Origin of the sequence: Caballeronia sp. LZ033 (assembly GCF_031451265.1) — a bacterium.
Classification (GTDB): Bacteria; Pseudomonadota; Gammaproteobacteria; order Burkholderiales; family Burkholderiaceae; genus Caballeronia.
This window is the reverse complement of the sequence record NZ_JARUXQ010000001.1, coordinates 1,925,019-1,946,123: the sequence shown is the minus strand read 5'-3', so window position 1 is coordinate 1,946,123 and position 21,105 is coordinate 1,925,019. Positions and strand designations below refer to the sequence as shown.

Sequence of the window (21,105 nt, the reverse complement as noted above, 5' to 3'; positions counted from 1 at the left end):
GCGGATCGGTGCGCCGATTACAAGAAAGTGGAGCGGTAGTTCAGTTGGTTAGAATACCGGCCTGTCACGCCGGGGGTCGCGGGTTCGAGTCCCGTCCGCTCCGCCAGCAGTAAAGAGAAATCCAGCCTCCGGGCTGGATTTTTTTTGCCTGCTGGATTCTGTTCATGGCCGCCTTCCGTTTCGTACTCGGCCGAATGGACGATCGCCCGTAGTAATGGCCATTGCCAGCCTGCCCGCGCTGACTTAGTGTTGAGGCACTTGTTCTCGTGCCCGCACCCGCGATGCTGGATCCCACCGAAGACCTCTCGCTGTATCAATTACGCCAGGCGACCATGGCAGACTTCGCATTCGCCGAAGCGCTCATGCACGACAACATGGCCGGCTACTATCGACGCCACAATCTCGTCTGGCGTGGCGATCTCTTTCTTTCCAGCTGGCGCGAATCCGAAAATTTCATCCTGCAGGCAGATGGCACGCCCATCGGCGTCATGCGCGTGACCGAAGAAGGTGACTCGCTGCATATTCGTGACGTGCAGATCGCACAAGGGTATCGCGGGCGCGGCGCGGGTACGTTCCTGCTCAACACGGCGCATCGCTGGGCGCGGGCGCGTGGGCTGGCCGAATGCCAGTTGCGCGTGTTCGTCGACAACCCCGCAGCACGGCTTTACCTGCGCATGGGCTATCGGCTGGCGGGGCCGCGTCTCGCGCAACTCGGCGCGATCCGTCATATGGTGCGACGCGTCTGACCAGACTTCACGCGCCGTCCGGATCGCGCGTGCTGCGATCTTCAGGGCTGTCACCGTTGTCGCGCGCGAAGAACGCACGCGGACTTTCGCCGAATGCGCGACGGAACATCGCCGAGAAGGCACTCTGGCTCTGATAGCCGAGTTCGCGCGCCACCTGCGCGAGCGGACGCCCCTGGCTCAGCAACGGAATGGCGCGTGCAAGCACGGCCTGCTGGCGCCACTGCGAAAAGCTGACGCCGAGCTCCCGCCTGAACAGCCGCGCGATGGTGCGCGGACTTGCGCCCGCCTCGGACGACCAGCGCTCCAGATCGGAATGAGACGGTTCGGCGAGCACGGCGTTGCACAGCGCGCGCAGGCGCTTTTCGTTGGGCATCGGCACCGAGAGGGGCAGGGGTTCCGAGCGGATGATCTCGTCCAGCGCGAGCGTGCCGAGCAGCCGTTCTCGCTCCGGGGAGATGGAAGCGTCATCGAGGGCGGCGATCACCTCGCGAAGCAGCGCCGACACCTCCACCACGCGGCACGCACCGAGGCCTGCCGGCACCACGCTCGCATCGACATACAGGGTGCGCAGATAGGCATCCTCGACGATCACCACTTCGTGCGTGACATTCGGCGGCACCCAGATGGCGCGGGAAGGCGGCACCATCCAGGTCGAATCGACGGTCGCGACGCGCAACACGCCACGCGACGTGTAGGCGACCTGCGCCCACGGATGCGTGTGCAGGGCGATACGTACGCCATAGGGCACGGGTCTGGAGCGTACGCGAATCGGATGGGCGAGCGTGGGCGCATGCTCGGGCGGGATGTCGAGATGCTCGACTTCCTCGTCCGACGATGCCGCTTCGACCAGGTTGATCATGTGTGCCTGATGAGTGGAGATGCAGGTTGGCCGCGCGCCGACACGCCGCCATCAGCCGACGATGTTAGCCGAAAGCAGCCTTGTTTGGCCCGGCTCGCAGGCGCACGTGGCGGGCGCATAATTCGCCATCGATGAATTCAACGACAGGAGCGGCATTCCCGATGCAATACGTTTTCGTGTACGGCACGCTGCGCGCGGGCGAGGCGAACGATATCAACCAGGCGGCCGAACGGCATGGCATTGCGGCTCCCCAATGTCTGGGCCGGGCGCACGTTCATGGGGAGCTTTTCGATTTTGGCGCCTACCCGGGCCTCGTGATCGATGACGAGGGACAACCGGTTCACGGCGATGTGTATCGCATCGAAGATGCGCTCGTGCCGGTGCTGGATGAGATCGAGGAAGTCTATCCGGGCGTGGAAGGACTGTTCCGGGCGCACCGGCTGAATGTAGAGGTGGAACTGGATGGTCGTCGAGACCGGCTCGACTGCATGATCTATCCCGTCACGGCGCAGGCGGTAGCGGGTCTGTCGCGCATTGAGAGCGGCGACTGGGTCACCCATCGCGCCAGCCGGGTCAAGTAAGCGCTATGCCAAATGCAGGAAGCGCTGCTGCATGAGTCCGCGCCGCCTTTGACGCGACATCGCATCAAAGGCGGCGTGAATGGCCCCGAAGCAAAAAGGGCGGTTCGATCGTTACTGGCTCGAGCCGCTCATCGGCTTGCTGTGTGACTTCTTGTGATGCATCGACTTGTGTGACGACGATTGCGAATGCATGTTTTGCATGTTGTCCTGCTGCGACTGCAGGTTTTGCGCACGCGTTTCGATGTCGGAAATCTTGGCGGGATCGGTGCTCATGGTCACGCCTTGATCGCTCTGCGCATAAGCGCCTGTCGCGATTGCACTGAGGGACAACAGAACAGCCAGGGACACTTTCTTCATTGTTACCTCCTAGTAGGTGTTGAACCCGGGAATCGCCTGTCCGATCCGGTGGAAAAACGCTTTGGGTGTGAGCAATAAACGCTCCCGCGCCGGCAACCGACCTTCTTGAAGCCGAGTGTCCGCGATCCGGACCTTCCTATGATAGGCGCGGAACAGGACAGACGTGTCGGGCAATGTCCGGCGCCAATCCAGCGCCTTGCCAGTTTTGACCGTTGAAAATCATATCGGCGGATTGTTTCAGTTGCTAGTACTGATCAATCGATACGGCCGATCATCCGCGCTTTTCAGACGATTCGTCCGATTTCGCGACGTCGGTTCAATACAGGTGCAGCCACCGATACACCCCGAAGCGCGCCAGCCCGACGAGTTCGTGCAGCGCGATCTCGCTCGTCTCGAAGCTTCCGAGACGCGGCAGGAGCGTGACGTGGCCGTGCCGGGCACTGGACACGTAGGGCTGGGGATCGAAGCCGAATGCCTGAAACGCGCGGAGCGAACGCCGCATGTGATAGGCGGAGGTTACGATGATCAAACGATTGTCATGTGCGCGGCCCACAATGGCAGCGACATTGCGGGCGTTCTGCCAGGTATTGAGACTTTGGTTCTCACGCACCAGATCATCGGGCTGGACGCCTTGGGCGAGCACATAGGGCGCGTAGTTGTCGGCTTCGGCCTGGCCGTGATGTTCGGGATCCCCGCCGCTCACAATCACCTTGCACGATCGCGCCGCTTCCCGGCATTCACGGTACAGCGCGGCTGTCGCCGCAATGCGCTGCATCGAGTCGGGCTTGGGCACGAGCCCCGTGTCGCTGCGATCGGTTCCGCCGCCCATCAGCACGATGATCGTGTCCGGAGCGAAGTCAGGCGCGGCCGTGCGGGTGTAGCCGCGCTGCGCCACCGCGAGCAGCGGCGCGGCGAACCAGCCCGCTCCGATGCCCCACGCCAGCGCCGCCGTGACGATTGCGATCTGCACGCGACGGCGTCGCCATAGCGCGAATGATGCAAAAAAAAGCAGGAATAAAGTGAATAGAACCAATTTGATTGGGGTAACGTATTGGTTTTAAGACAAATCGTTTCGTCATCGCGCACAACCGGGCGCATCGGCGGGTTGGCAGCAAAGCGTGTGATCAGCGCGCTCTCATCGGGGGCTTGTAATAGAAAGCAGCACCTAACGCAAGCGGCGGCCAAACATTCGGCTGCGAGTCGACTTGCTCGCAAACGAGATTCGGCGCGCCGCGTTTAGTCGACGTCGCGGACCGTCTTGCGACCGTCACGAGCGTCGTCATGGCTGCATAGGAAGAAAGAACGAGATGACCACGTATTCCAACGAAGCCGTACTCGAAGCACTTCGCCGAGCGCAGTATCGTCAGGTTCCCTGGGCGAAACGCCCCAATGTCTTCGATCTCCTGCGCGCGCTCGGCCTGCTGGAATTGACCCGTCAGCGCACCGTCGCGCCCGCGCCAGGCTTTCATGCCCCGGTCGACATCGCTGTCGTGACCGAGCGGGGAAAAAACGAATTCTCGAGACTTTCGCGCAATGAGCGCTCCACCGACTGGGACCTGCGCCGCACGGAACGCTACACGTTCGGCGGGCAGGAAACGCTGGCGGAGGCGAAGGTCTAGTCCGCAGGACAGCGCTTTCGTCGTCCTGCTTCGGGCGGCAAGCGATCGGCGAAGGCCGAGGGAGAGGCTTCGCCTGTTCGCCTGTACGGGCCGGACGAACCCGCTGGAGCGCGGCGCTTCCGCCGGAGCCGCAGCCAAAAAAAACCCGTATCACGAGGATACGGGCATTCCGGATCTCACTGTTGCCACGCTACGTGCACGGCAAAACCTGTGACTGTCGCTGACGAGCGGGATTCCTTCTCGTCGTCTCTTCGCGCGAACGCAGCCGCGTCGCGCGCGCACCTGATGAAGTCTGGAGCTCAGTGATGCTGCGGCCGTCCGTCGCGCTCGGCATCGGGGCGTGCGCGCACGTTGCTGGCGATATCGCCGCGCAGGTCGCCACGGGGCGCCGGAGGCGTTACGCCGCGTGTGCGCGGACCGCCCTGCGGTGCTTCCATGGCTGCCTTGGTGCTGACATGAAAATCGGACGCGGCAGGCGGCGGCTGAGCCTGGCTCATCGCCGTCGTGCTCATCAGCGCAACCAGCGCGCCGTGGACGAGCAGAGTCGATGCTTTCATGGCGAAATCCCTCCAAGCCCGCGTGGGGCTGGTTCGATCATTCACCAAGTTAAGCGTCGGACCGCTTCCGCGCTGTAAGGAATAGTAAAGAGTTGTTTCGCTCCACGTGCGCGCCGACGACGTCTGCTAGCGTACAGAGCCGCACGGATAACCGATGGAGAGAACAGACAGGGCGCAAGGCAAGCTTGCGCAGCAGGACGATGATGCATCGAGGCCGTCTGACGACGGCCTCGGCAAGGCGCGATGGTCAGGCCATCTTTGCTGGCGCGCGCCACGATTCCGGGTTGGTCCAGAACGCGCCGCGCAGGCGGTCGCGGCTCGGCGGCGTAGGCGGCTTGGCGGCGCTCGAACCGATGCGGCCACGCAGCGACACTTCGCGGCCATTGCCCGCAAGGCGCTTGACGATCTCGGCCAGCGTGCCGTCTGCTTGCCACTCGTCGAAGCGTCGACGGCAGGTCGGCGGGGAAGGGTACCGGCCGGGCAGTTTCGACCAGCCTTCGCCTGTCGAAAGCACCCACAACACGGCATTGACCACCGCACGCGCTTCGACGCGCGGACGGCCGCGCCGCTCGCTACGCGCCGGTTCGGCACAGAACAACGCCTCAACCAGCGCCCACTCGTTATCTCTCAAATCGTCGAACAGCACCATATCTCACCTCAGCGAAGCTAACCCCGGTGCGCTGCCCCGCGCCGCGCACTCTGGTCGGAATCCGATGAACGAATACCCAGGAAAGGCCGGAGCGGATGACGGTGAACAACCATTTCGTTCTTCCGTGTAACGACTCCGACCTCTGTGCGCAATGAAATGCGAGAACCGTGCCATGCGTGTCGCGAAATCCGGGAAACCCGCATGGCAGTAGGCTGACGCGATGTCAGCATGGCCCGTATCAGACCCGAAATGAACCAATTAAGAAATCGGGACAATCACCAATCCAGTGCAATAGGCCCATCCGGCGTGCGTTTCCAGAATATGCTGCACCGCAGCGAAACGTACGTTCGCGCAAGCATTCAGCCTGCTCAGACCTATAATCCGACTCAAACGACAATATTGATGAGCGATCGGAATGAACGCGCCCTTGAACGTGACGCTGCGACAGCTGCGTGTCTTCATCGAGGTCTCGCGGCTGCGCAGCTTCAGTCGCGCGGGCGATGAAATCGGCCTCACGCAGTCGGCCGTCAGCCGCTGTGTGCGGGAACTGGAAGGCGAGATCGGTTTCAAGCTGATCGACCGCACGACCCGCGAAGTGCAGTTGACCGATGTCGGCCTGAACCTCGTCGGTACAGTGTCGCGGCTGCTCGCGGATCTGGACGAGGCGCTGCGCGAAGTCCGCGACCTGGGGCAACAGCGCCGCGGGCGGGTGATCGTCGCGGCGAGTCCGACGATCGCGTGCCGGCTGATGCCGCGCGTCGTCGCCTCGTGCCTGACGCAGTTCCCGCTGATCTCGCTCGGCCTGCGCGACGACGTCCAGTCCGACGTCCTGCGCAAGGTCAAATCGGGCGAGGTGGATTTCGGCGTCGTGATCGGCCCGTTTGCGTCGGATGACCTGTACGGCGAACCCGTCATGACCGATTCGTTCTGTCTTGTGGCGCGGCGCGATCATCCGCTCGGCCGCCAGGACGCCGTGCCATGGGAAAAGCTCGCCGGCGAGCGCCTCGTGATGCTCGATTACGCCTCCGGCAGCCGGCCGCTCATCGATGCCGTCATGCGCGAGCACGGCGTCGACGCGCAGGTCGTGCAGGAGCTGGGGCATTCGGCGACGGTGTTCGGGCTCGTCGAGGCGGGCGTCGGCGTGAGCGTGCTGCCGTGGCTCGCGCTGCCGTTGCCGGCGGAGTCGTCGCTGGTGGCGTTGCCGCTCGAACCGCGCGCGGAGCGCACAGTGGAACTGGTGCGCAGGCGCGATCGTTCGCTGTCGCCGGCGGCTGAATCGGTCTGGTCGCTGATCGCTTCGCTGCCGCGGCGCGCGGAAGATCTGATTTGAACGGGCTTGAACCGGTGCGCGCCGCTAAACCGGCAGGCGCGCGTTAGACTTGATTTCCTGAATTGACAATGCAACGGGGCGGGTAATGAGTGAATCGGAAGGAGCAGTGATCAGCGAACTGAGTCAACTCGGCGGCGCGCACGGGTTCGGTGCGCCGAATGCCCGCGATGCCGTGCGGGCGCTGCGCCCGTCGCAGATCCGTGAAGTGGCGAACGCGGGATTCGGCGTCGCGAACGTGCTGCCGTTCTGGTTTGGCGAATCCGACCGCGTGACGCCGCCCTTCATTCGCGACGCCGCCAGCCGCGCGCTCGCCGACGGCGACACCTTCTATACGCACAATCTCGGCATCGCGCCGCTGCGCGAGGCGCTCGCTGCTTACGTGAGCGGACTGCACGGCGCAACCTCGGTGGATCACGTCGCCGTGACGAGCGCCGGCGTGAACGCGCTGATGCTCGCGGCCCAGCTGGTGGTCGGCGCGGGCGATCGCGTGGTTGCGGTGACGCCGCTGTGGCCGAATCTCGTCGAGATTCCGAAAATTCTGGGCGCGAGCGTCGAAACGGTGTCGCTGAGCTACGGCGCACATGGCTGGACGCTCGATCTCGACCGCTTGCTGGCTGCGCTCACGCCGGACACGCGCATGCTGATGATCAACTCGCCCAACAACCCCACCGGCTGGACCATGAGCCGCGACGACCAGCGCGCCGTCCTGGCACATTGCCGGCGCCATGGCATCTGGATCGTCGCGGACGAGGTCTACGAGCGTCTCTATTACGGCGATGACGGCGGCGCCGCGCCTTCCTTCCTCGATCTCGCTGCGCGCGACGAGCGCGTGATCGCGGTGAATTCCTTTTCGAAGGCGTGGCTCATGACCGGCTGGCGCCTGGGCTGGCTCGTCGCGCCCACTCAACTGATGGACGATCTCGGCAAGCTGGTGGAATACAACACGTCGTGCGCGCCGTCGTTTGTGCAGAGAGCGGGCGTGGTCGCCGTCGCGGAGGGCGAGAGCTTCACGCAGTCGCTCGTCGCCGATCTGCGCGCGAGCCGTGATCACCTCGTGAGCGCGTTGCAGGGCATCGAAGGCGTCGACGTGCGCGCGCCCGACGGCGCGATGTACCTGTTCTTCTCGCTCCCGGGCGCGGCGCACAGCCTCGACCTGTGCAAGTCGCTGGTGCGCGACGCCGGACTCGGTCTCGCGCCGGGCAGTGCGTTCGGCGCAGAGGGCGAAGGTTTCGTGCGCTGGTGCTACGCCTGCGATCCGGCGCGCCTCGATGAGGGCGTCGAGCGTCTGCGGCGCTTCCTGGCGGCGCGCGGCGCGGCGTAGGCGCCTTCGAGTGAGTTTCGGTCGCGATGCTGCTTCACCTTTACGCCCCGGTTCTTTTTGCGTAATATGGCGCTCAGTCACGCGCTTTCGTCTTGGAAAGCGCCACCTCGACCGGCTGGACTGGCCCGGCGCTCGCTCACCGAACGCCCAATGCTGCCTCTCCCCGGTGCGTGCTCCCAATCAATATGACCGGTTCCGATCGGGCGAGAAATCGGGCGAGCGCGTCTTGAAATTCCGCGTACAGCTTTATCGTTCGCACCGCTCCGGTGGCGTTCGAATCTGCTCAAGCTCGCTTTGAATCGAATCATTGACCATACAGGGTTGACCCAAGCTGCATGAATACCCAAGAGGCGAAGATCGTCCTCGAGACTGCCCTGATTTGCGCGCAGGAACCGCTGAGGCTGCATGATTTGCGCAAGCTGTTCGCCGACGACATCTCGGCGGACACCGTGCGCACCTTGCTCGAAGCGCTTCAGGCCGACTGGTCGGGCCGTGGCGTGGAACTCGTGGCGCTTGCTTCGGGCTGGCGTTTTCAGAGCAAGCCGGCGATGCGGAGTTATCTCGACCGCCTGCATCCTGAAAAGCCGCCCAAGTATTCCCGCGCGGTTCTCGAAACGCTCGCGATCATTGCCTATCGGCAGCCGGTGACGCGGGGCGATATCGAAGAGATTCGGGGCGTGACGGTGAACACGCAGGTCGTAAAGCAACTGGAAGATCGCAGCTGGATCGAAGTCATTGGTCATCGGGATGTGCCGGGACGTCCGGCGCTGTATGCCACGACCAAGCAGTTTCTCGACGACCTCGGCCTGAGCGCGCTCGACGAACTGCCGGCACTGGATAATCCATCGGCGCAATTCGAAGCGTCGCTGCTCGCGCAGCATTCGATCGAATTCCCCGAAAGCGTGGCCGTGGATGCGCCCGCTGCCGCGGAACATCAACCTGAGGCGCCGGTCAACGCCGATAAGCCGCTCGACGCGGCAAGCGGGTCCGCCGCGCCGGAAGAGGAATCGCAGGGGCCCGGCGCGGTCGTCGATGGACGACAGGGCGAGCAAGACGAAGGACACGCGGCACACGATGAACCCGTCGGGCAGGGTACGGAACCTGCGCAGGCCGCAGCGGAGGACATCGACCCGACCCGGGCGGTCCCCGCCGAGCTTCACCCGCAGCAATTGAATACCGCGCAGGACGCGCACACCGCGCCGGCTCTGACTCCGGCGCCGCGCGACGACGCGCAAGACACGGGTCCAGTGTTCGAAGACGAACTGGACGACGACTCCGAAGAACCGAAGGCGCGCCGCGCCTGACGCAAAGACGCATGGCCCCTGTTCCGGAACCCGGCTCTCCATAAAGAACATTTCGAGACGACCAGCCGGACCGATCAGCGGATTTTTTGTCGCGCCCGCGATGGGCGCGCAATTCGACATTTGAGGTTGTTTTGACACACTCCCACGACAGCGATTCGCCTGAATCCGCACGCCGCGTGCATGACGCGGATGCACCCGAGTCGGCCGATGCCGGCGAACGCACGCGCAGCGACGAGAATGGCGAGGGCGACGATCGTCCGCGCCGCGGTCTGCGCCGCGGGCCGCGCAGCCTGATCGCGCGGCGTCGCGCTGTCGCGAAGACGAAGGGCGGCGAAGCGTCGCCGGACGCGCCGGCCGCCGTGACCGAGACGCCGCCGGACGGCGTCGTGGCAGCCCAGGTGCGTACGCCGCGCAAGGATCCGAACGCCAAGGGCCCGCGCAAGGAAGGCGCAAAGCCGCGCGGTCGCAAGAACCCGCGTGCAGAAGCGGGCGAGGCCAGCGGCGAAGCGCCGGTCGAGGCCGCGAACACCGCCGGCCAGGCCGCCGCGCCGGCCCAGCCCGCCCGCGAAGGCGCGCGCCGCAAGCAGGCCCAGCCGCAGCAGAAGCGCGGCAAGCGCAATGACGGCGGCCCCGCGACGGTGGAAAGCGCCGCGGCCGCAGCGGTCGACGATGTCTTCGCCTACGTGACCTCGCCGGCCTTCGACGCCGACAACACCGGCGGCGTCCGCGCACCGATGCTGCGTCGCGGCCGCGCGGTCCAGCAGCAGAAGCGCGTGCTGGAGCCGGACGACGACGCGCCGAAGCTGCACAAGGTGCTCGCCGACGCGGGCATGGGTTCGCGTCGCGACATGGAAGAGCTGATCATCGCGGGGCGCGTGTCGGTGAACGGCGAGCCGGCGCACATCGGCCAGCGCATCATGCCGACCGATCAGGTGCGCATCAACGGCAAGCCGGTCCGCCGCAAGCTCGCCAGCAAGCCGCCGCGCATCCTGCTGTACCACAAGCCGACCGGCGAGATCGTCAGCCATGCGGACCCGGAAGGCCGTCCGTCCGTCTTCGACAAGCTGCCGTCGATGAAGACGGCCAAGTGGCTCGCTGTCGGCCGTCTCGACTTCAATACCGAGGGCCTGCTGCTGCTCACGACCTCCGGCGATCTGGCGAACCGCTTCATGCATCCGCGCTATAGCGTCGAACGCGAATACGCGGTGCGGGTGGTCGGGCAGCTGTCGGAAGGGATGAAGCAGAAGCTCCTCAAGGGCGTCGAACTCGACGATGGCCCCGCCAACTTCCTGCGCATCCAGGACGGCGGCGGCGAGGGCACGAATCACTGGTACCACGTTGCGCTGGCGGAAGGTCGCAATCGCGAAGTGCGCCGCATGTTCGAGGCCGCAGGCCTGATGGTCAGCCGCCTGATCCGCACGCGTCACGGCCCGATCGCACTGCCGCGCGGTCTCAAGCGCGGCCGCTGGGAAGAGCTCGAGGACAATCAGGTGCGCACCCTGATGGCGTCGGTCGGACTGAAGCTGCCGACGGAGGACAAGGGCGGACGCCAGTCCGCGCCGCGCGTGCAGCCCGACCCGATGCAGACGTCGATGGGCTTCATCACGCGCGAACCGGTGCTGAGCTCGCATTCGCGGATGACGCAGCAGACCACGCCGGGTCGTGGCGGCCGCCGCGGACAGCCGGGCGGCATGGCCAGCAGCTTCGGCCTCGGCGGCATGGGCGGACTCGGCGGCAATACGGGCAACGCGGGCAACATGGGCAATGGCGGCGGCGCAGGCCGTCGTGGCGGCCGGGAGCCGAACGGCAATCGCATCGGCCAGGAGCCGAACGGCAATCGCACCAATGGCGGCGGCCGGCCGGGGCAGCGCGGCGCGCGTCCGCAAGGCAATACGCAGGGTGTGGCCGGCGCCGGCAAGCGTCCGGGCAACAACGCACCGCGCGGCAATCGCTCGGGTGGCGGTGGTCAGCCGGCCGGCGGGCAGGGCAAGCCAGGTAGCGCGAATCGCGGTGCGCGCAATCGCTCGCGCGGGCGTTAAGACGCGGAGCGAGGGCGGGAGCGAGCAAGCGCCAGCCCGCCTTCGTTCTCGCGCGCAGCGACGGCAAGCGGCCTTGCAGCACCGGGATCAGACGCGTTGAAAGCGGCATCAACAGGGCTTCAACGGGCCTGAAAGCGTGCTATACGTTTGCGTTCGTCGCGAAAAACGGCTAAAATTACGAAGTCGCTGGGCACGTAGTTTTTCTGCTGCCCGGGTGCGACCTGGTTGAAAAAGATGGGCATTGGCCCATTTTTTTTTGGCTTTTCGGTTCGGCATCTCGGGAGCAGGGGTGCGCGCCCGCATGTAGGCGCTGCCCGCGGGTGTTTCGGCGTGGAGCGCGCGAACACCTTGGAGTTACTGTGCAACTGACGGAATTGATAGAAACCACGGTCTCGGGCCTCGGCTACGAGCTTGTCGATCTCGATCGGTCGGGAGGCGGGTTGCTGTGTGTGTATATCGACCAGCCGGCCGGTATCGCCATCGAAGACTGTGAGAAGGTCACGCGCCAGCTCCAATATTTGTTCGAAGTCGAGAACATCGACTACGGCCGGCTCGAAGTCTCGTCGCCGGGCCTCGATCGGCCGCTCAAGAAGCTGGCCGATTTCGAGCGCTTCGCGGGAAGCGAAGTCGCCATCACGTTGAAAAAACCGCTGGACGGGCGCAAGTCGTTCCGTGGCATCTTGCACGCCCCCGAAGGCGAAACGATCGGATTGGAATTTGAAGGGAAGGACGGCGCCGCGATGCTGGATTTCACGCTCGCGGACCTCGATCGCGCACGTCTCGTCCCCAAGGTTGACTTTAGGAGCCGCAAACAATGAGTCGCGAAGTATTGATGCTGGCGGATGCGCTGGCACGCGAAAAGAACGTCAACAAGGACGTCGTGTACGCAGCGCTGGAAGCTGCGCTTGCTTCTGCTACGAAAAAGCTCTTCGAAGAAGACGTGGACATCCGCGTCGCGATCGACCGCGAAAGCGGCGAGCACGAAACCTTCCGCCGCTGGCGCGTGGTGCCGGACGAAGCCGGTCTGCAGGAGCCGGATCAGGAAATCCTGCTGTTCGAAGCGAAGGAACAGAAGGCCGACGCGGAAGTCGACGACTTCATCGAAGAGCCGATTCCCTCCATCGAATTCGGCCGCATCGGTGCGCAGGCCGCCAAGCAGGTCATCCTGCAGAAGGTGCGCGACGCCGAACGCGAGCAGATCCTGAACGACTTCCTCGAGCGCGGCGAAAAGATCATGACCGGCTCGGTGAAGCGCCTGGACAAGGGCAACTTCATCGTCGAATCGGGCCGTGTCGAGGCGCTGCTGCGCCGCGACCAGCTCATCCCAAAGGAAAACCTGCGCGTGGGCGACCGCGTGCGCGCCTATATCGCGAAGGTCGACCGCACCGCGCGCGGCCCGCAGATCGAACTCTCGCGCACCGCGCCCGAGTTCCTGATGAAGCTGTTCGAACTCGAAGTGCCGGAAATCGAACAAGGCCTGCTGGAAATCAAGGCGGCTGCGCGCGATCCCGGCGTGCGTGCGAAAATCGGCGTGATCGCCTATGACAAGCGCATCGATCCCATCGGTACCTGCGTCGGCATCCGCGGTTCGCGCGTGCAGGCCGTGCGCAATGAGCTCGGTGGCGAGAACGTCGACATCGTGCTATGGTCGGAAGATCCCGCGCAGTTCGTGATCGGCGCTCTCGCGCCGGCAGCCGTCCAGTCCATCGTCGTCGATGAAGAAAAGCACTCTATGGACGTCGTCGTGGACGAGAACGAGCTCGCCGTCGCCATCGGCCGCGCAGGCCAGAACGTGAGACTCGCAAGCGAACTCACCGGCTGGCAGATCAACATCATGACGCCGGACGAATCGGCGTTGAAGCAGAACGAAGAGCGTGGCAAGTTGCGCGACCTGTTCATGGCGCGTCTGGATGTGGACGAGGAAGTCGCCGACATCCTGATCGACGAAGGCTTCACGAGCCTTGAAGAAATCGCGTACGTGCCGCTCAACGAAATGCTCGAAATCGAAGCCTTCGACGAAGACACCGTGCACGAGCTGCGCAACCGCTCGCGCGATGCGCTGCTGACCATGGCCATCGCCAATGAAGAGAAGGTGGAAGGCGTCGCGCTCGATCTGAAGAGTCTCGAAGGCATGGACAACGAGCTGCTCGCGAAACTCGCCGAGCATCAGGTTCAGACCCGCGACGACCTCGCGGAACTGGCAGTCGACGAACTGGTTGAAATGACCGGTATGGAAGAGGATGCCGCTAAGGCGTTGATCATGAAAGCACGTGAACACTGGTTCCAGTGAGAAATGACCATGGCGCACTGATATTTGGCGGCCTGTCTGGCCGCGTGACCCCGATCTAACCGCAAGGATCTGTCCTTGCATCAAGAGGAATGAATGGCGAGTAACAACGTAGCCCAATTTGCCGCGGAACTAAAAATGCCTGCAGGCGTACTGCTGGAACAACTGCAGGCGGCTGGCGTACAGAAAGCGAGCGCGAACGACGATCTCTCCGAGACGGACAAGGCGCGCCTGCTCGATCATTTGCGCAAGTCGCACGGTTCCGCCGATGCCGACAAACGCAAGATCACTCTGACCCGCCGGCATACGTCGGAGATCAAGCAATCCGACGCAACGGGTAAGGCTCGCACCATTCAGGTCGAGGTGCGCAAGAAGCGTGTGTTCGTGAAGCGCGATGAGCCCGGCATGGAGCAGGGCGAAGCGGCGTCGAATCACGTCGAGGAACCCGAGGTCGACGAAGCCGAACTGCAGCGGCGCGAGGAAGAAGCGCGCCACGCCGCCGAGCAGCTCGAGCGCGAAGAGCGCGAGCTGAAGGAGCGTCAGGCGAAGCTCGAGCAGGAAGAGTCCGAGCGCCGTGCCCGCGAGGAAGCGGCGGAAGCCGAACGTCGCAAGCAGGAAGAGGAAGCGGAGCGCCGTGCGGCGGCCGCAGCCCAGGCGGCGGAAATCTCCCGTGCAGCGCAGACCGCGCGTCAGGAAGCCCGCGAGGAAGCGCGTGAAGAAGCGCGCGCCCAGGCAACGGCCGAGGCCAAGCAGAACGAAGACGCGCAGCGCGAAGCCGCGGAAAAGGCTGCCGAAGAAAAGGCCGCCAGCGAACGCGCCGCGCAACGCGAAGCCGCCAAGAAGGCGGAAGAAGACGCACGCGCTGCGTCGGAAAAGGCGCGTCTCGAGCAGGAAGCCATCGCGAAGCGTCGTGCGGCGGCCGAAGCCGAAGCGCGCGCCATCCGCGAAATGATGAACACGCCGCGCAAGGCGCAGGTGAAGGCGCCGGAACCGGCGCCCGCCGCGAAGCCGGCCGAAGCGGCGAAGGCCGCCGAGGCCAAGGGCACGCTGCACAAGCCGGCCAAGCCGGAAGGTGCGCAAGCGGCCCGTCCGGCAGTGGCGAAGCGCCCGGCGCCCGGCGCCACGGCGGCGCCCGCATCCACGGCGCCCGCAGGCGCCGGCGACAAGAAGAAGGCCGGCGGCAAGGGCGGCTGGCAGGACGACGCATCGAAGCGCCGCGGCATCAAGACACGCGGCGACAGCAGCGGCGGTGTCGATCGCGGCTGGCGCGGCGGTCCGAAGGGTCGCGGCAAGCATCAGGACCAGAACACGTCGTTCCAGGCGCCGACCGAACCCATCGTGCGTGAAGTGCACGTGCCGGAAACCATCTCGGTGGCGGATCTCGCGCACAAGATGTCGGTGAAGGCTTCGGAAGTCATCAAGGTGATGATGAAGCTCGGCCAGATGGTCACGATCAATCAGGTGCTGGACCAGGAAACGGCGATGATCGTCGTCGAGGAACTGGGCCATCGCGCGGTCGCGGCGAAGCTGGACGACCCGGAAGCGCTGCTGATCGAAGGCGAAGCCACGGAAGACACGGCCGAGAAGGTGCCGCGTCCGCCGGTCGTCACGGTCATGGGTCACGTCGATCACGGCAAGACCTCGCTGCTGGACTACATTCGTCGCGCGAAAGTGGCGGCGGGCGAAGCGGGCGGCATCACGCAGCATATCGGCGCCTATCACGTCGACACGCCGCGTGGCGTCATCACCTTCCTCGACACGCCGGGTCACGAGGCCTTCACGGCCATGCGTGCGCGCGGTGCGAAGGCAACCGACATCGTCATCCTGGTGGTTGCCGCCGACGACGGCGTGATGCCGCAGACGAAGGAAGCCATCGCTCACGCGAAGGCGGGCGGCGTGCCGATCGTCGTCGCAATCAACAAGATCGACAAGCCGGATGCCAACCCGGACCGCGTGAAGCAGGAACTCGTCGCGGAAGGCGTGGTGCCGGAAGAGTACGGTGGCGATTCGCCGTTCCTCGAAGTGTCGGCGAAGACCGGCAAGGGCATCGACGATCTGCTGGAAAACGTCTCGCTGCAAGCCGAAGTGATGGAACTCACCGCGCCGGTGGAAGCCGCCGCCAAGGGTCTCGTCATCGAAGCGAAGCTGGACAAGGGCAAGGGCGCGGTCGCGACCATCCTCGTGCAGTCGGGCACGCTGAACCGCGGCGACGTGGTGCTGGCCGGCAGTGCATACGGCCGCGTGCGCGCCATGCTGGACGAAACCGGCAAGCCCACGAAGTCGGCGGGTCCGTCGATCCCGGTGGAAATCCAGGGTCTGTCGGAAGTGCCGGCGGCGGGCGAGGAAGTCATCGTGTTGCCGGACGAGCGCAAGGCGCGCGAAATCGCGCTGTTCCGTCAAGGCAAGTTCCGCGACGTCAAGCTGGCCAAGCAGCAGGCCGCCAAGCTCGAGAACATGCTCGAGCAAATGGGCGAAGGCGAAGTGCAGAACCTGCCGCTCATCGTCAAGGCGGACGTGCAGGGCTCGCAGGAAGCGCTGGTGCAGTCGCTGCTCAAGCTCTCGACCAGCGAAGTGCGCGTGCAGATCGTGCACAGCGCCGTCGGCGCGATCAGCGAGTCGGACGTCAACCTGGCCACGGCTTCGAAGGCGGTCATCATCGGCTTCAACACGCGTGCAGATGCTCAGGCGCGCAAGGTGGCCGAGGCGAACGGCATCGACATCCGCTACTACAACATCATCTATGACGCAGTGGATGAGGTGAAGGCGGCAATGTCCGGCATGCTCGCGCCGGAGAAGCGCGAGACGGTGACGGGCATGGTCGAGGTGCGCCAGGTGATCCGCGTGCCGAAGGTCGGCCTGATCGCGGGTTGTATGGTCACGGACGGCGTGGTCAAGCGTTCCTCGTCGGTGCGCGTGATCCGCAACAACGTCGTGATCCATACCGGCGAGCTGGATTCGCTCAAGCGCTTCAAGGACGACGTCAAGGAAGTGCGTCAGGGCTTCGAGTGCGGTATGTCGATCAAGAACTTCAGCGATATCGTCGAAGGCGATCAGTTCGAAGTCTTCGAAGTGACCGAAGTGGCACGTACGCTGTAATGCGCTGAGCCGCTGGATAGAGGGCGGGGTGGGCCTGAAGGCTCGCTCCGCCTTTTTCATTTGCAGCGGCGCGAAAGAGATACGGAAACAACATCATGGCTAAACGAAAGACCTCCGCGAACCGCAATGTGCAGATTGCGGACCAGATTCAACGCGACCTGTCGGAGCTGATGCGCGAAGTGAAGGATCCGCGCATCGGGCTCGTGACGATCCAGAGCGTCGAGCTCACGCCCGACTACGCGCATGCGAAAGTCTATTTCACGACGCTCACCGGCGATCCGCAACAGACCCAGGAAGGGCTGAATCACGCGGCCGGGCATCTGCATAACCTGCTGTTCAAGCGCCTGCACATCCACACGGTGCCGACGCTGCATTTCCATTACGACAAGACGATCGAGAAGGCGGTGGAGATGTCGCGCCTGATCGACGAAGCGAACGCGACGCGCGCGAAAGACGCCGACGACGGTCAGGAAGGCGCGTAAGTCATGAGCGGTTCGGAGAAACAGTCGCGGCCGAAGCTTCCGCGCCGCGCGCTGGATGGCGTGCTGCTGCTGGACAAGCCGCTCGGGCTCTCGAGCAACGACGCGCTGATCAAGGCGAAGCGCATCTACCTCGCGAAGAAGGCCGGCCATACGGGCACGCTTGATCCGCTCGCAACGGGTTTGCTGCCCTTGTGTTTCGGCGAGGCGACGAAGTTTTCGCAGGATCTGCTGGAAGCCGACAAGACCTACGAGGCGACCATGCGTCTGGGCGTGCGCACGACCACCGGCGACGCCGAAGGCGAGGCGGTGCAGACGCGCGACGTGACTTGCGACGCAGCGGCCGTGGTCGACGCGATGCAACGGTTTCTCGGCGACATCGTGCAGATTCCGCCGATGTACTCGGCACTGAAGCGCGACGGCAAGCCACTCTATGAATACGCGCGCGCGGGTCAGACCGTGGAGCGCGAGGGACGTCCGGTGACGATCCACGCGTTGCAGATGCTGGCGTGCGCGTTGCCGCTCGTGACGTTTCGCGTGACGTGCAGCAAGGGAACGTACGTGCGCACGCTTGCCGAGGACATCGGCGAGACGCTGGAGTGCGGCGCGCATCTGACGGCGTTGCGGCGCACGGGCGTCGGCGCGCTGACGCTCGAACATGCGGTCACGCTCGATGCGCTCGCCAGCCTGAGCGAAGCGCAACGCGACGAACGGCTGCAGCCGGTGGACGCGCTGCTGTCCACGTTCCCCGAGATTCGCCTCGACAGCGACGCGGCGAAGCGCTTCCTGCACGGCCAGCGTTTGCGGCTTGCGGACCTTGTCTCCATGCCGTTCGAGGACGGACGCGTGCGGGTCTACACGCAGGAAGACGGCCGGCTATTGGGCGTGGCGCGCGCGGGCGAGGGCGTGCTGGCGCCGGAACGGTTGATCGTCACGGCCCAATAAAGACAAAAGCCTGGATTTTCATCCAGGCTTTTTTCATTGCAGCACCCAAAGCATCCGCAACCCGCTCAATGCGCAGCCGATGCCGCCGCCGCCGAATCCCCGCCGCCCGAGCGTTCGGGCCGCGTGATCCAGATCAGCACGATCAGCGCGATGAAGATCCCCGCCGAGATGTAGAACATGTCGTTCACCCCGAGCTGCGCGGCCTGCTGGGTCGCCATGCTGTTGAACAGGCCGTAGGTCTGTTCCTGCGAGAGCCCCATGCCGTGCAGCTGCTGCATGGAATTCGCGAAGTTCGGATTGTAGGCGTTGGCCTGTTCCGTCAGTTGCACGTGATGGACGATGGTCCGGTGCTCCCACGCCGTCGAGAAAATCGACGTGCCGATGCCGCCGCACATGATTCGCACGAAGTTCGACAGACCCGACGCCGCCGGAATGCGATGCCCCGGCAGCCCCGACAGTGTGATGGACACGAGCGGAATGAAGAAGCCCGCCATCGCGATGCCCTGGATCAGCGTGGGCAAGGTCAGCGACCAGGTATCGACGCCCGTGGTGTAGCGCGAACGCATCCAGAAACACAGCGCGAACACGATGAACGCGGCCGTCGCGATGCGCCGCGGATCGGTGCGCGGCAGGAACTTGCCGGTGATCGGCGAGAGCAGCACCGCGAACACTCCGACCGGCGCCATCACGAGCCCCGCGTCGGTCGCGGTGTAGCCGATGACCGTCTGCAACCAGAGCGGCAAGAGCACCAGATTGCCGAAGTACAGCCCGTAGCCCACCGACAGCGCGATTGTCCCGCCCGAGAAGTTGCGCAGCGCGAACAGCGACAGGTCGACCACCGGATGCTCGGCCGTCAGCTCCCACACGATGAAGAACGCAAACGCGATCACCGCGACCAGCGCGAGCACGACGATCGTCGTGGAGTTGAACCAGTCGAGGTCCTTGCCCTTGTCGAGCATGACCTGCAGCGAGCCCACCCAGATCACGAGCAGCGCCAGGCCGACCGAATCGATCGGCGCCTTGCGGATCGCCGAGTCGCGGTCGCGGAAGATCGCGAAGGTCGCGCCCGCCGCGATGATCCCCACCGGGATGTTCACGTAGAAGATCCACGGCCAGGAGATGTTGTCGGAGATCCAGCCGCCGAGAATCGGCCCGGCGACCGGCGCGATGAGCGTGGTCATCGACCACATCGACAGCGCGACCGGCGCTTTCTCGCGTGGATAGCTCGCGAGCAGGAGCGTCTGCGACAGCGGGATCATCGGTCCGGCCACGGCGCCCTGCAGCACGCGTGCGGCGAGCAGGAAGGGCAGCGTCGGCGCGAGGCCGCACAGCCAGGACGCGATCACGAACAGGATGATCGAGCCGAGGAACAGCCGCACCTGGCCGATGCGCTGCGTGAGCCAGCCGGTGAGCGGCACCGAGATCGCGTTGGCGACGGCGAACGACGTGATGACCCACGTGCCCTGGTCCGACGACACGCCGAGGTCGCCCGAGATCGACGGAATCGAGACGTTCGCGATCGACGTGTCGAGCACGTTCATGAAGACCGCGAGCGACACGGCGATCGTGCCGATGACGAGCTTCGCGCCCGACAGCGGCGGATGGACGACGTTTTGCGTAGACATGACGCGCGTCCGCTTACATCAGCTTGGTGGCCGAGGCGGACTGGGTCGCCTTGCCGCGCGGCTTGCTCGACGAGGTCGACGCTGCCGCCCCTTGCGAACCCGTGCCGGTGCCCGCGTTCTGCTGGATGATGCGCGCGATTTCCTGGTCCGCTTCCGCGCCGTACTTGTCGAACACGTTGGTCTGATAGACCGTGTTCTGCGCATTGCCGAGCTGGCCGCCCTGGTCGTTCTTGATGGTCACGTCAACGTCCATCGACAGGCCGATGCGCAGCGGATGCTGCTCCAGTTCCTTCGGATCGAGTTCGATCCGCACCGGCAGGCGCTGCACGACCTTGATCCAGTTACCCGTCGCGTTCTGCGCGGGCAGCAGCGAGAACGCCGAACCCGTGCCGGCCGAGAAGCCGACCACCTTGCCATGGAACACGACGCCCGAGCCGTACAGGTCGGCCGTGAGCTCGACCGGCTGGCCGATGCGCATGTGCTTCAACTGCACTTCCTTGAAGTTCGCATCGACCCACACGGCGTTCAGCGGCACGATGGCCATCAGCGGATTGCCCGGCGAGACGCGCTGGCCGACCTGCACCGAACGCTTCGCCACATAGCCCGTCACCGGCGCCGGCAGCGTGTTGCGCGCGAAGTTGATGTACGCGTCGCGCACCTTGGCGGCGGACGCCAGCACGTTCGGATGATCGGCGATGGTCGTGTTCGCGGTCAGCGAGCGGTTCGACGCCAGTTCCTGCTGGGCCGCATCGAGCGATGCCTGCGCGCCGCGCACGGCGTCGCGCGCATGGGAGATCTCTTCCTGCGACACGGCGCCGGTCTGCGCGACCATCATGCGGCGCTTCAGGTCGTCCTGTGCGCGCTGGAGGTCCGAGCGGCGCAGCGCGATCTGCGCTTCGTACTGGTTGTTGTTGACGAAGAAGGTGCGGACCTGGCGCACGGTCTGCGCGAGGTTCGCTTCGGCCTGATCGAGCGCGACCTTCGAATCCGCCGGATCGAGCGTGACCAGCGGATCGCCGACCTTCACGGTCTGCGTGTCGTCGGCGTTCACGGAGATGACCGTGCCCACGACCTGCGGCGTGATCTGCACGACGTTGCCGTTCACGTAGGCGTCGTCGGTGCTCTCGTGGAAGCGCGCGACGAGGAAGTAGTACAGCCCGTACGCGACGGCCGCGAGGATGATGACGAGCACGATCAGCGTCATCAGCCGGCGGCGTTTGCCGTTGCCCGCTTTCTGCGCGGGCGCGGCCGCGGCGTTTTGTTGAGGGTCGCTCATGAAATGACTCCGAGTATTCCTGTTATGTCCTGATG

General features: G+C 64.8%; 19 protein-coding genes and 1 tRNA gene. 13 read left to right on the top strand and 7 right to left on the bottom strand.

Translation table 11 applies throughout. The annotated features are described in order from the left end of the window. Positions 1–29 precede the first annotated feature (29 nt). Together QCE62_RS09035 and QCE62_RS09030 are read left to right on the top strand one after the other, a co-directional pair. Positions 30–106: transfer RNA gene (locus tag QCE62_RS09035), tRNA-Asp, on the top strand. A gap of 175 nt (positions 107–281) precedes the next feature. After that, positions 282–746, top strand: a complete 465-nt coding sequence (locus QCE62_RS09030) for a GNAT family N-acetyltransferase (RefSeq protein WP_309808616.1) — start codon at positions 282–284, stop codon at positions 744–746. A 7-nt stretch (positions 747–753) separates the two neighbouring features. On the opposite strand, the gene QCE62_RS09025 is transcribed toward QCE62_RS09030, so the two are convergent. After that, complete coding sequence (locus QCE62_RS09025) at positions 754–1,605, bottom strand: helix-turn-helix transcriptional regulator (RefSeq protein ID WP_309916787.1); 852 nt, start codon at positions 1,603–1,605, stop codon at positions 754–756. A gap of 161 nt (positions 1,606–1,766) precedes the next feature. On the opposite strand from QCE62_RS09025, the gene QCE62_RS09020 reads away from it, so the two are divergent. Next, complete coding sequence (locus QCE62_RS09020) at positions 1,767–2,186, top strand: gamma-glutamylcyclotransferase family protein (RefSeq protein WP_309916784.1); 420 nt, start codon at positions 1,767–1,769, stop codon at positions 2,184–2,186. A gap of 111 nt (positions 2,187–2,297) precedes the next feature. On the opposite strand, the gene QCE62_RS09015 is transcribed toward QCE62_RS09020, so the two are convergent. Both QCE62_RS09015 and QCE62_RS09010 read right to left on the bottom strand, forming a co-directional pair. Then, on the bottom strand, positions 2,298–2,543 hold the full coding sequence (locus QCE62_RS09015; protein WP_309916781.1) for a hypothetical protein: 246 nt from the start codon (positions 2,541–2,543) through the stop codon (positions 2,298–2,300). Positions 2,544–2,859: 316 nt separating this feature from the next. Further along, positions 2,860–3,513 carry a YdcF family protein gene (locus QCE62_RS09010; RefSeq protein ID WP_309916778.1) on the bottom strand — a complete coding sequence of 218 codons (654 nt, stop codon included), beginning with the start codon at positions 3,511–3,513 and terminating at the stop codon, positions 2,860–2,862. Positions 3,514–3,850: 337 nt separating this feature from the next. On the opposite strand from QCE62_RS09010, the gene QCE62_RS09005 reads away from it, so the two are divergent. Beyond that, positions 3,851–4,162 carry a hypothetical protein gene (locus QCE62_RS09005; protein WP_309916776.1) on the top strand — a complete coding sequence of 104 codons (312 nt, stop codon included), beginning with the start codon at positions 3,851–3,853 and terminating at the stop codon, positions 4,160–4,162. A 299-nt stretch (positions 4,163–4,461) separates the two neighbouring features. Here QCE62_RS09005 and QCE62_RS09000 read toward each other — a convergent pair whose 3' ends face one another. Together QCE62_RS09000 and QCE62_RS08995 are read right to left on the bottom strand one after the other, a co-directional pair. Further along, entirely contained in the window at positions 4,462–4,719 is a 258-nt protein-coding gene (locus QCE62_RS09000; protein ID WP_309916774.1) for a hypothetical protein, read from the bottom strand. 247 nt (positions 4,720–4,966) lie between these two features. Further along, a complete protein-coding gene (locus tag QCE62_RS08995) occupies positions 4,967–5,368 on the bottom strand; it encodes a transposase (protein WP_309808600.1) in 402 nt (133 codons plus the stop codon). A 427-nt stretch (positions 5,369–5,795) separates the two neighbouring features. Here QCE62_RS08995 and QCE62_RS08990 point away from each other — a divergent pair, with 427 nt between their 5' ends. The 9 genes from QCE62_RS08990 to truB all read left to right on the top strand — a co-directional run bounded on the left by QCE62_RS08990 (position 5,796) and on the right by truB (position 18,169). After that, positions 5,796–6,698 (top strand): LysR substrate-binding domain-containing protein, encoded by a 903-nt coding sequence (locus QCE62_RS08990; protein WP_309919749.1) that lies wholly within the window; start codon positions 5,796–5,798, stop codon positions 6,696–6,698. 85 nt (positions 6,699–6,783) lie between these two features. After that, the gene (locus QCE62_RS08985; RefSeq protein WP_309916771.1) at positions 6,784–8,019 is read left to right on the top strand and encodes a pyridoxal phosphate-dependent aminotransferase; all 1,236 of its coding nucleotides are present in this window, start codon (positions 6,784–6,786) and stop codon (positions 8,017–8,019) included. A 335-nt stretch (positions 8,020–8,354) separates the two neighbouring features. After that, complete coding sequence (gene scpB / locus QCE62_RS08980) at positions 8,355–9,323, top strand: SMC-Scp complex subunit ScpB (protein ID WP_309916768.1); 969 nt, start codon at positions 8,355–8,357, stop codon at positions 9,321–9,323. 131 nt (positions 9,324–9,454) lie between these two features. After that, entirely contained in the window at positions 9,455–11,362 is a 1,908-nt protein-coding gene (gene rluB, locus QCE62_RS08975) for a 23S rRNA pseudouridine(2605) synthase RluB (RefSeq protein WP_309916765.1), read from the top strand. Positions 11,363–11,721: 359 nt separating this feature from the next. After that, the gene (rimP, locus tag QCE62_RS08970) at positions 11,722–12,180 is read left to right on the top strand and encodes a ribosome maturation factor RimP (protein WP_309916762.1); all 459 of its coding nucleotides are present in this window, start codon (positions 11,722–11,724) and stop codon (positions 12,178–12,180) included. Beyond that, on the top strand, positions 12,177–13,652 hold the full coding sequence (nusA, locus tag QCE62_RS08965; RefSeq protein ID WP_309808590.1) for a transcription termination factor NusA: 1,476 nt from the start codon (positions 12,177–12,179) through the stop codon (positions 13,650–13,652). Before rimP ends, nusA begins: the two co-directional genes overlap by 4 nt. A 93-nt stretch (positions 13,653–13,745) precedes the next feature. Beyond that, positions 13,746–16,745 carry a translation initiation factor IF-2 gene (gene infB / locus QCE62_RS08960; protein WP_309916759.1) on the top strand — a complete coding sequence of 1,000 codons (3,000 nt, stop codon included), beginning with the start codon at positions 13,746–13,748 and terminating at the stop codon, positions 16,743–16,745. 95 nt (positions 16,746–16,840) lie between these two features. Continuing rightward, positions 16,841–17,227 (top strand): 30S ribosome-binding factor RbfA, encoded by a 387-nt coding sequence (gene rbfA / locus QCE62_RS08955; protein WP_309808585.1) that lies wholly within the window; start codon positions 16,841–16,843, stop codon positions 17,225–17,227. A 3-nt stretch (positions 17,228–17,230) separates the two neighbouring features. Beyond that, the gene (truB, locus tag QCE62_RS08950; protein WP_309916757.1) at positions 17,231–18,169 is read left to right on the top strand and encodes a tRNA pseudouridine(55) synthase TruB; all 939 of its coding nucleotides are present in this window, start codon (positions 17,231–17,233) and stop codon (positions 18,167–18,169) included. A gap of 65 nt (positions 18,170–18,234) precedes the next feature. On the opposite strand, the gene QCE62_RS08945 is transcribed toward truB, so the two are convergent. Together QCE62_RS08945 and QCE62_RS08940 are read right to left on the bottom strand one after the other, a co-directional pair. Continuing rightward, a complete protein-coding gene (locus tag QCE62_RS08945) occupies positions 18,235–19,794 on the bottom strand; it encodes a DHA2 family efflux MFS transporter permease subunit (protein WP_309916754.1) in 1,560 nt (519 codons plus the stop codon). A gap of 13 nt (positions 19,795–19,807) precedes the next feature. Next, on the bottom strand, positions 19,808–21,070 hold the full coding sequence (locus QCE62_RS08940; protein ID WP_309916751.1) for an EmrA/EmrK family multidrug efflux transporter periplasmic adaptor subunit: 1,263 nt from the start codon (positions 21,068–21,070) through the stop codon (positions 19,808–19,810). Between the last annotated feature and the right edge of the window lie 35 nt (positions 21,071–21,105).

What these genes read in the sequence shown, in the direction of transcription:
- QCE62_RS09030 (WP_309808616.1), top strand. Translation starts at nt 282, where the DNA reads ATGCTGGATCCCACCGAAGACCTCTCGCTGTATCAATTACGCCAGGCG.
- QCE62_RS09025 (WP_309916787.1), bottom strand. Translation starts at nt 1,605, where the DNA reads ATGATCAACCTGGTCGAAGCGGCATCGTCGGACGAGGAAGTCGAGCAT.
- QCE62_RS09020 (WP_309916784.1), top strand. Translation starts at nt 1,767, where the DNA reads ATGCAATACGTTTTCGTGTACGGCACGCTGCGCGCGGGCGAGGCGAAC.
- QCE62_RS09015 (WP_309916781.1), bottom strand. Translation starts at nt 2,543, where the DNA reads ATGAAGAAAGTGTCCCTGGCTGTTCTGTTGTCCCTCAGTGCAATCGCG.
- QCE62_RS09005 (WP_309916776.1), top strand. Translation starts at nt 3,851, where the DNA reads ATGACCACGTATTCCAACGAAGCCGTACTCGAAGCACTTCGCCGAGCG.
- QCE62_RS09000 (WP_309916774.1), bottom strand. Translation starts at nt 4,719, where the DNA reads ATGAAAGCATCGACTCTGCTCGTCCACGGCGCGCTGGTTGCGCTGATG.
- QCE62_RS08995 (WP_309808600.1), bottom strand. Translation starts at nt 5,368, where the DNA reads ATGGTGCTGTTCGACGATTTGAGAGATAACGAGTGGGCGCTGGTTGAG.
- QCE62_RS08985 (WP_309916771.1), top strand. Translation starts at nt 6,784, where the DNA reads ATGAGTGAATCGGAAGGAGCAGTGATCAGCGAACTGAGTCAACTCGGC.
- scpB (WP_309916768.1), top strand. Translation starts at nt 8,355, where the DNA reads ATGAATACCCAAGAGGCGAAGATCGTCCTCGAGACTGCCCTGATTTGC.
- nusA (WP_309808590.1), top strand. Translation starts at nt 12,177, where the DNA reads ATGAGTCGCGAAGTATTGATGCTGGCGGATGCGCTGGCACGCGAAAAG.
- infB (WP_309916759.1), top strand. Translation starts at nt 13,746, where the DNA reads ATGGCGAGTAACAACGTAGCCCAATTTGCCGCGGAACTAAAAATGCCT.
- rbfA (WP_309808585.1), top strand. Translation starts at nt 16,841, where the DNA reads ATGGCTAAACGAAAGACCTCCGCGAACCGCAATGTGCAGATTGCGGAC.
- truB (WP_309916757.1), top strand. Translation starts at nt 17,231, where the DNA reads ATGAGCGGTTCGGAGAAACAGTCGCGGCCGAAGCTTCCGCGCCGCGCG.
- QCE62_RS08945 (WP_309916754.1), bottom strand. Translation starts at nt 19,794, where the DNA reads ATGTCTACGCAAAACGTCGTCCATCCGCCGCTGTCGGGCGCGAAGCTC.
- QCE62_RS08940 (WP_309916751.1), bottom strand. Translation starts at nt 21,070, where the DNA reads ATGAGCGACCCTCAACAAAACGCCGCGGCCGCGCCCGCGCAGAAAGCG.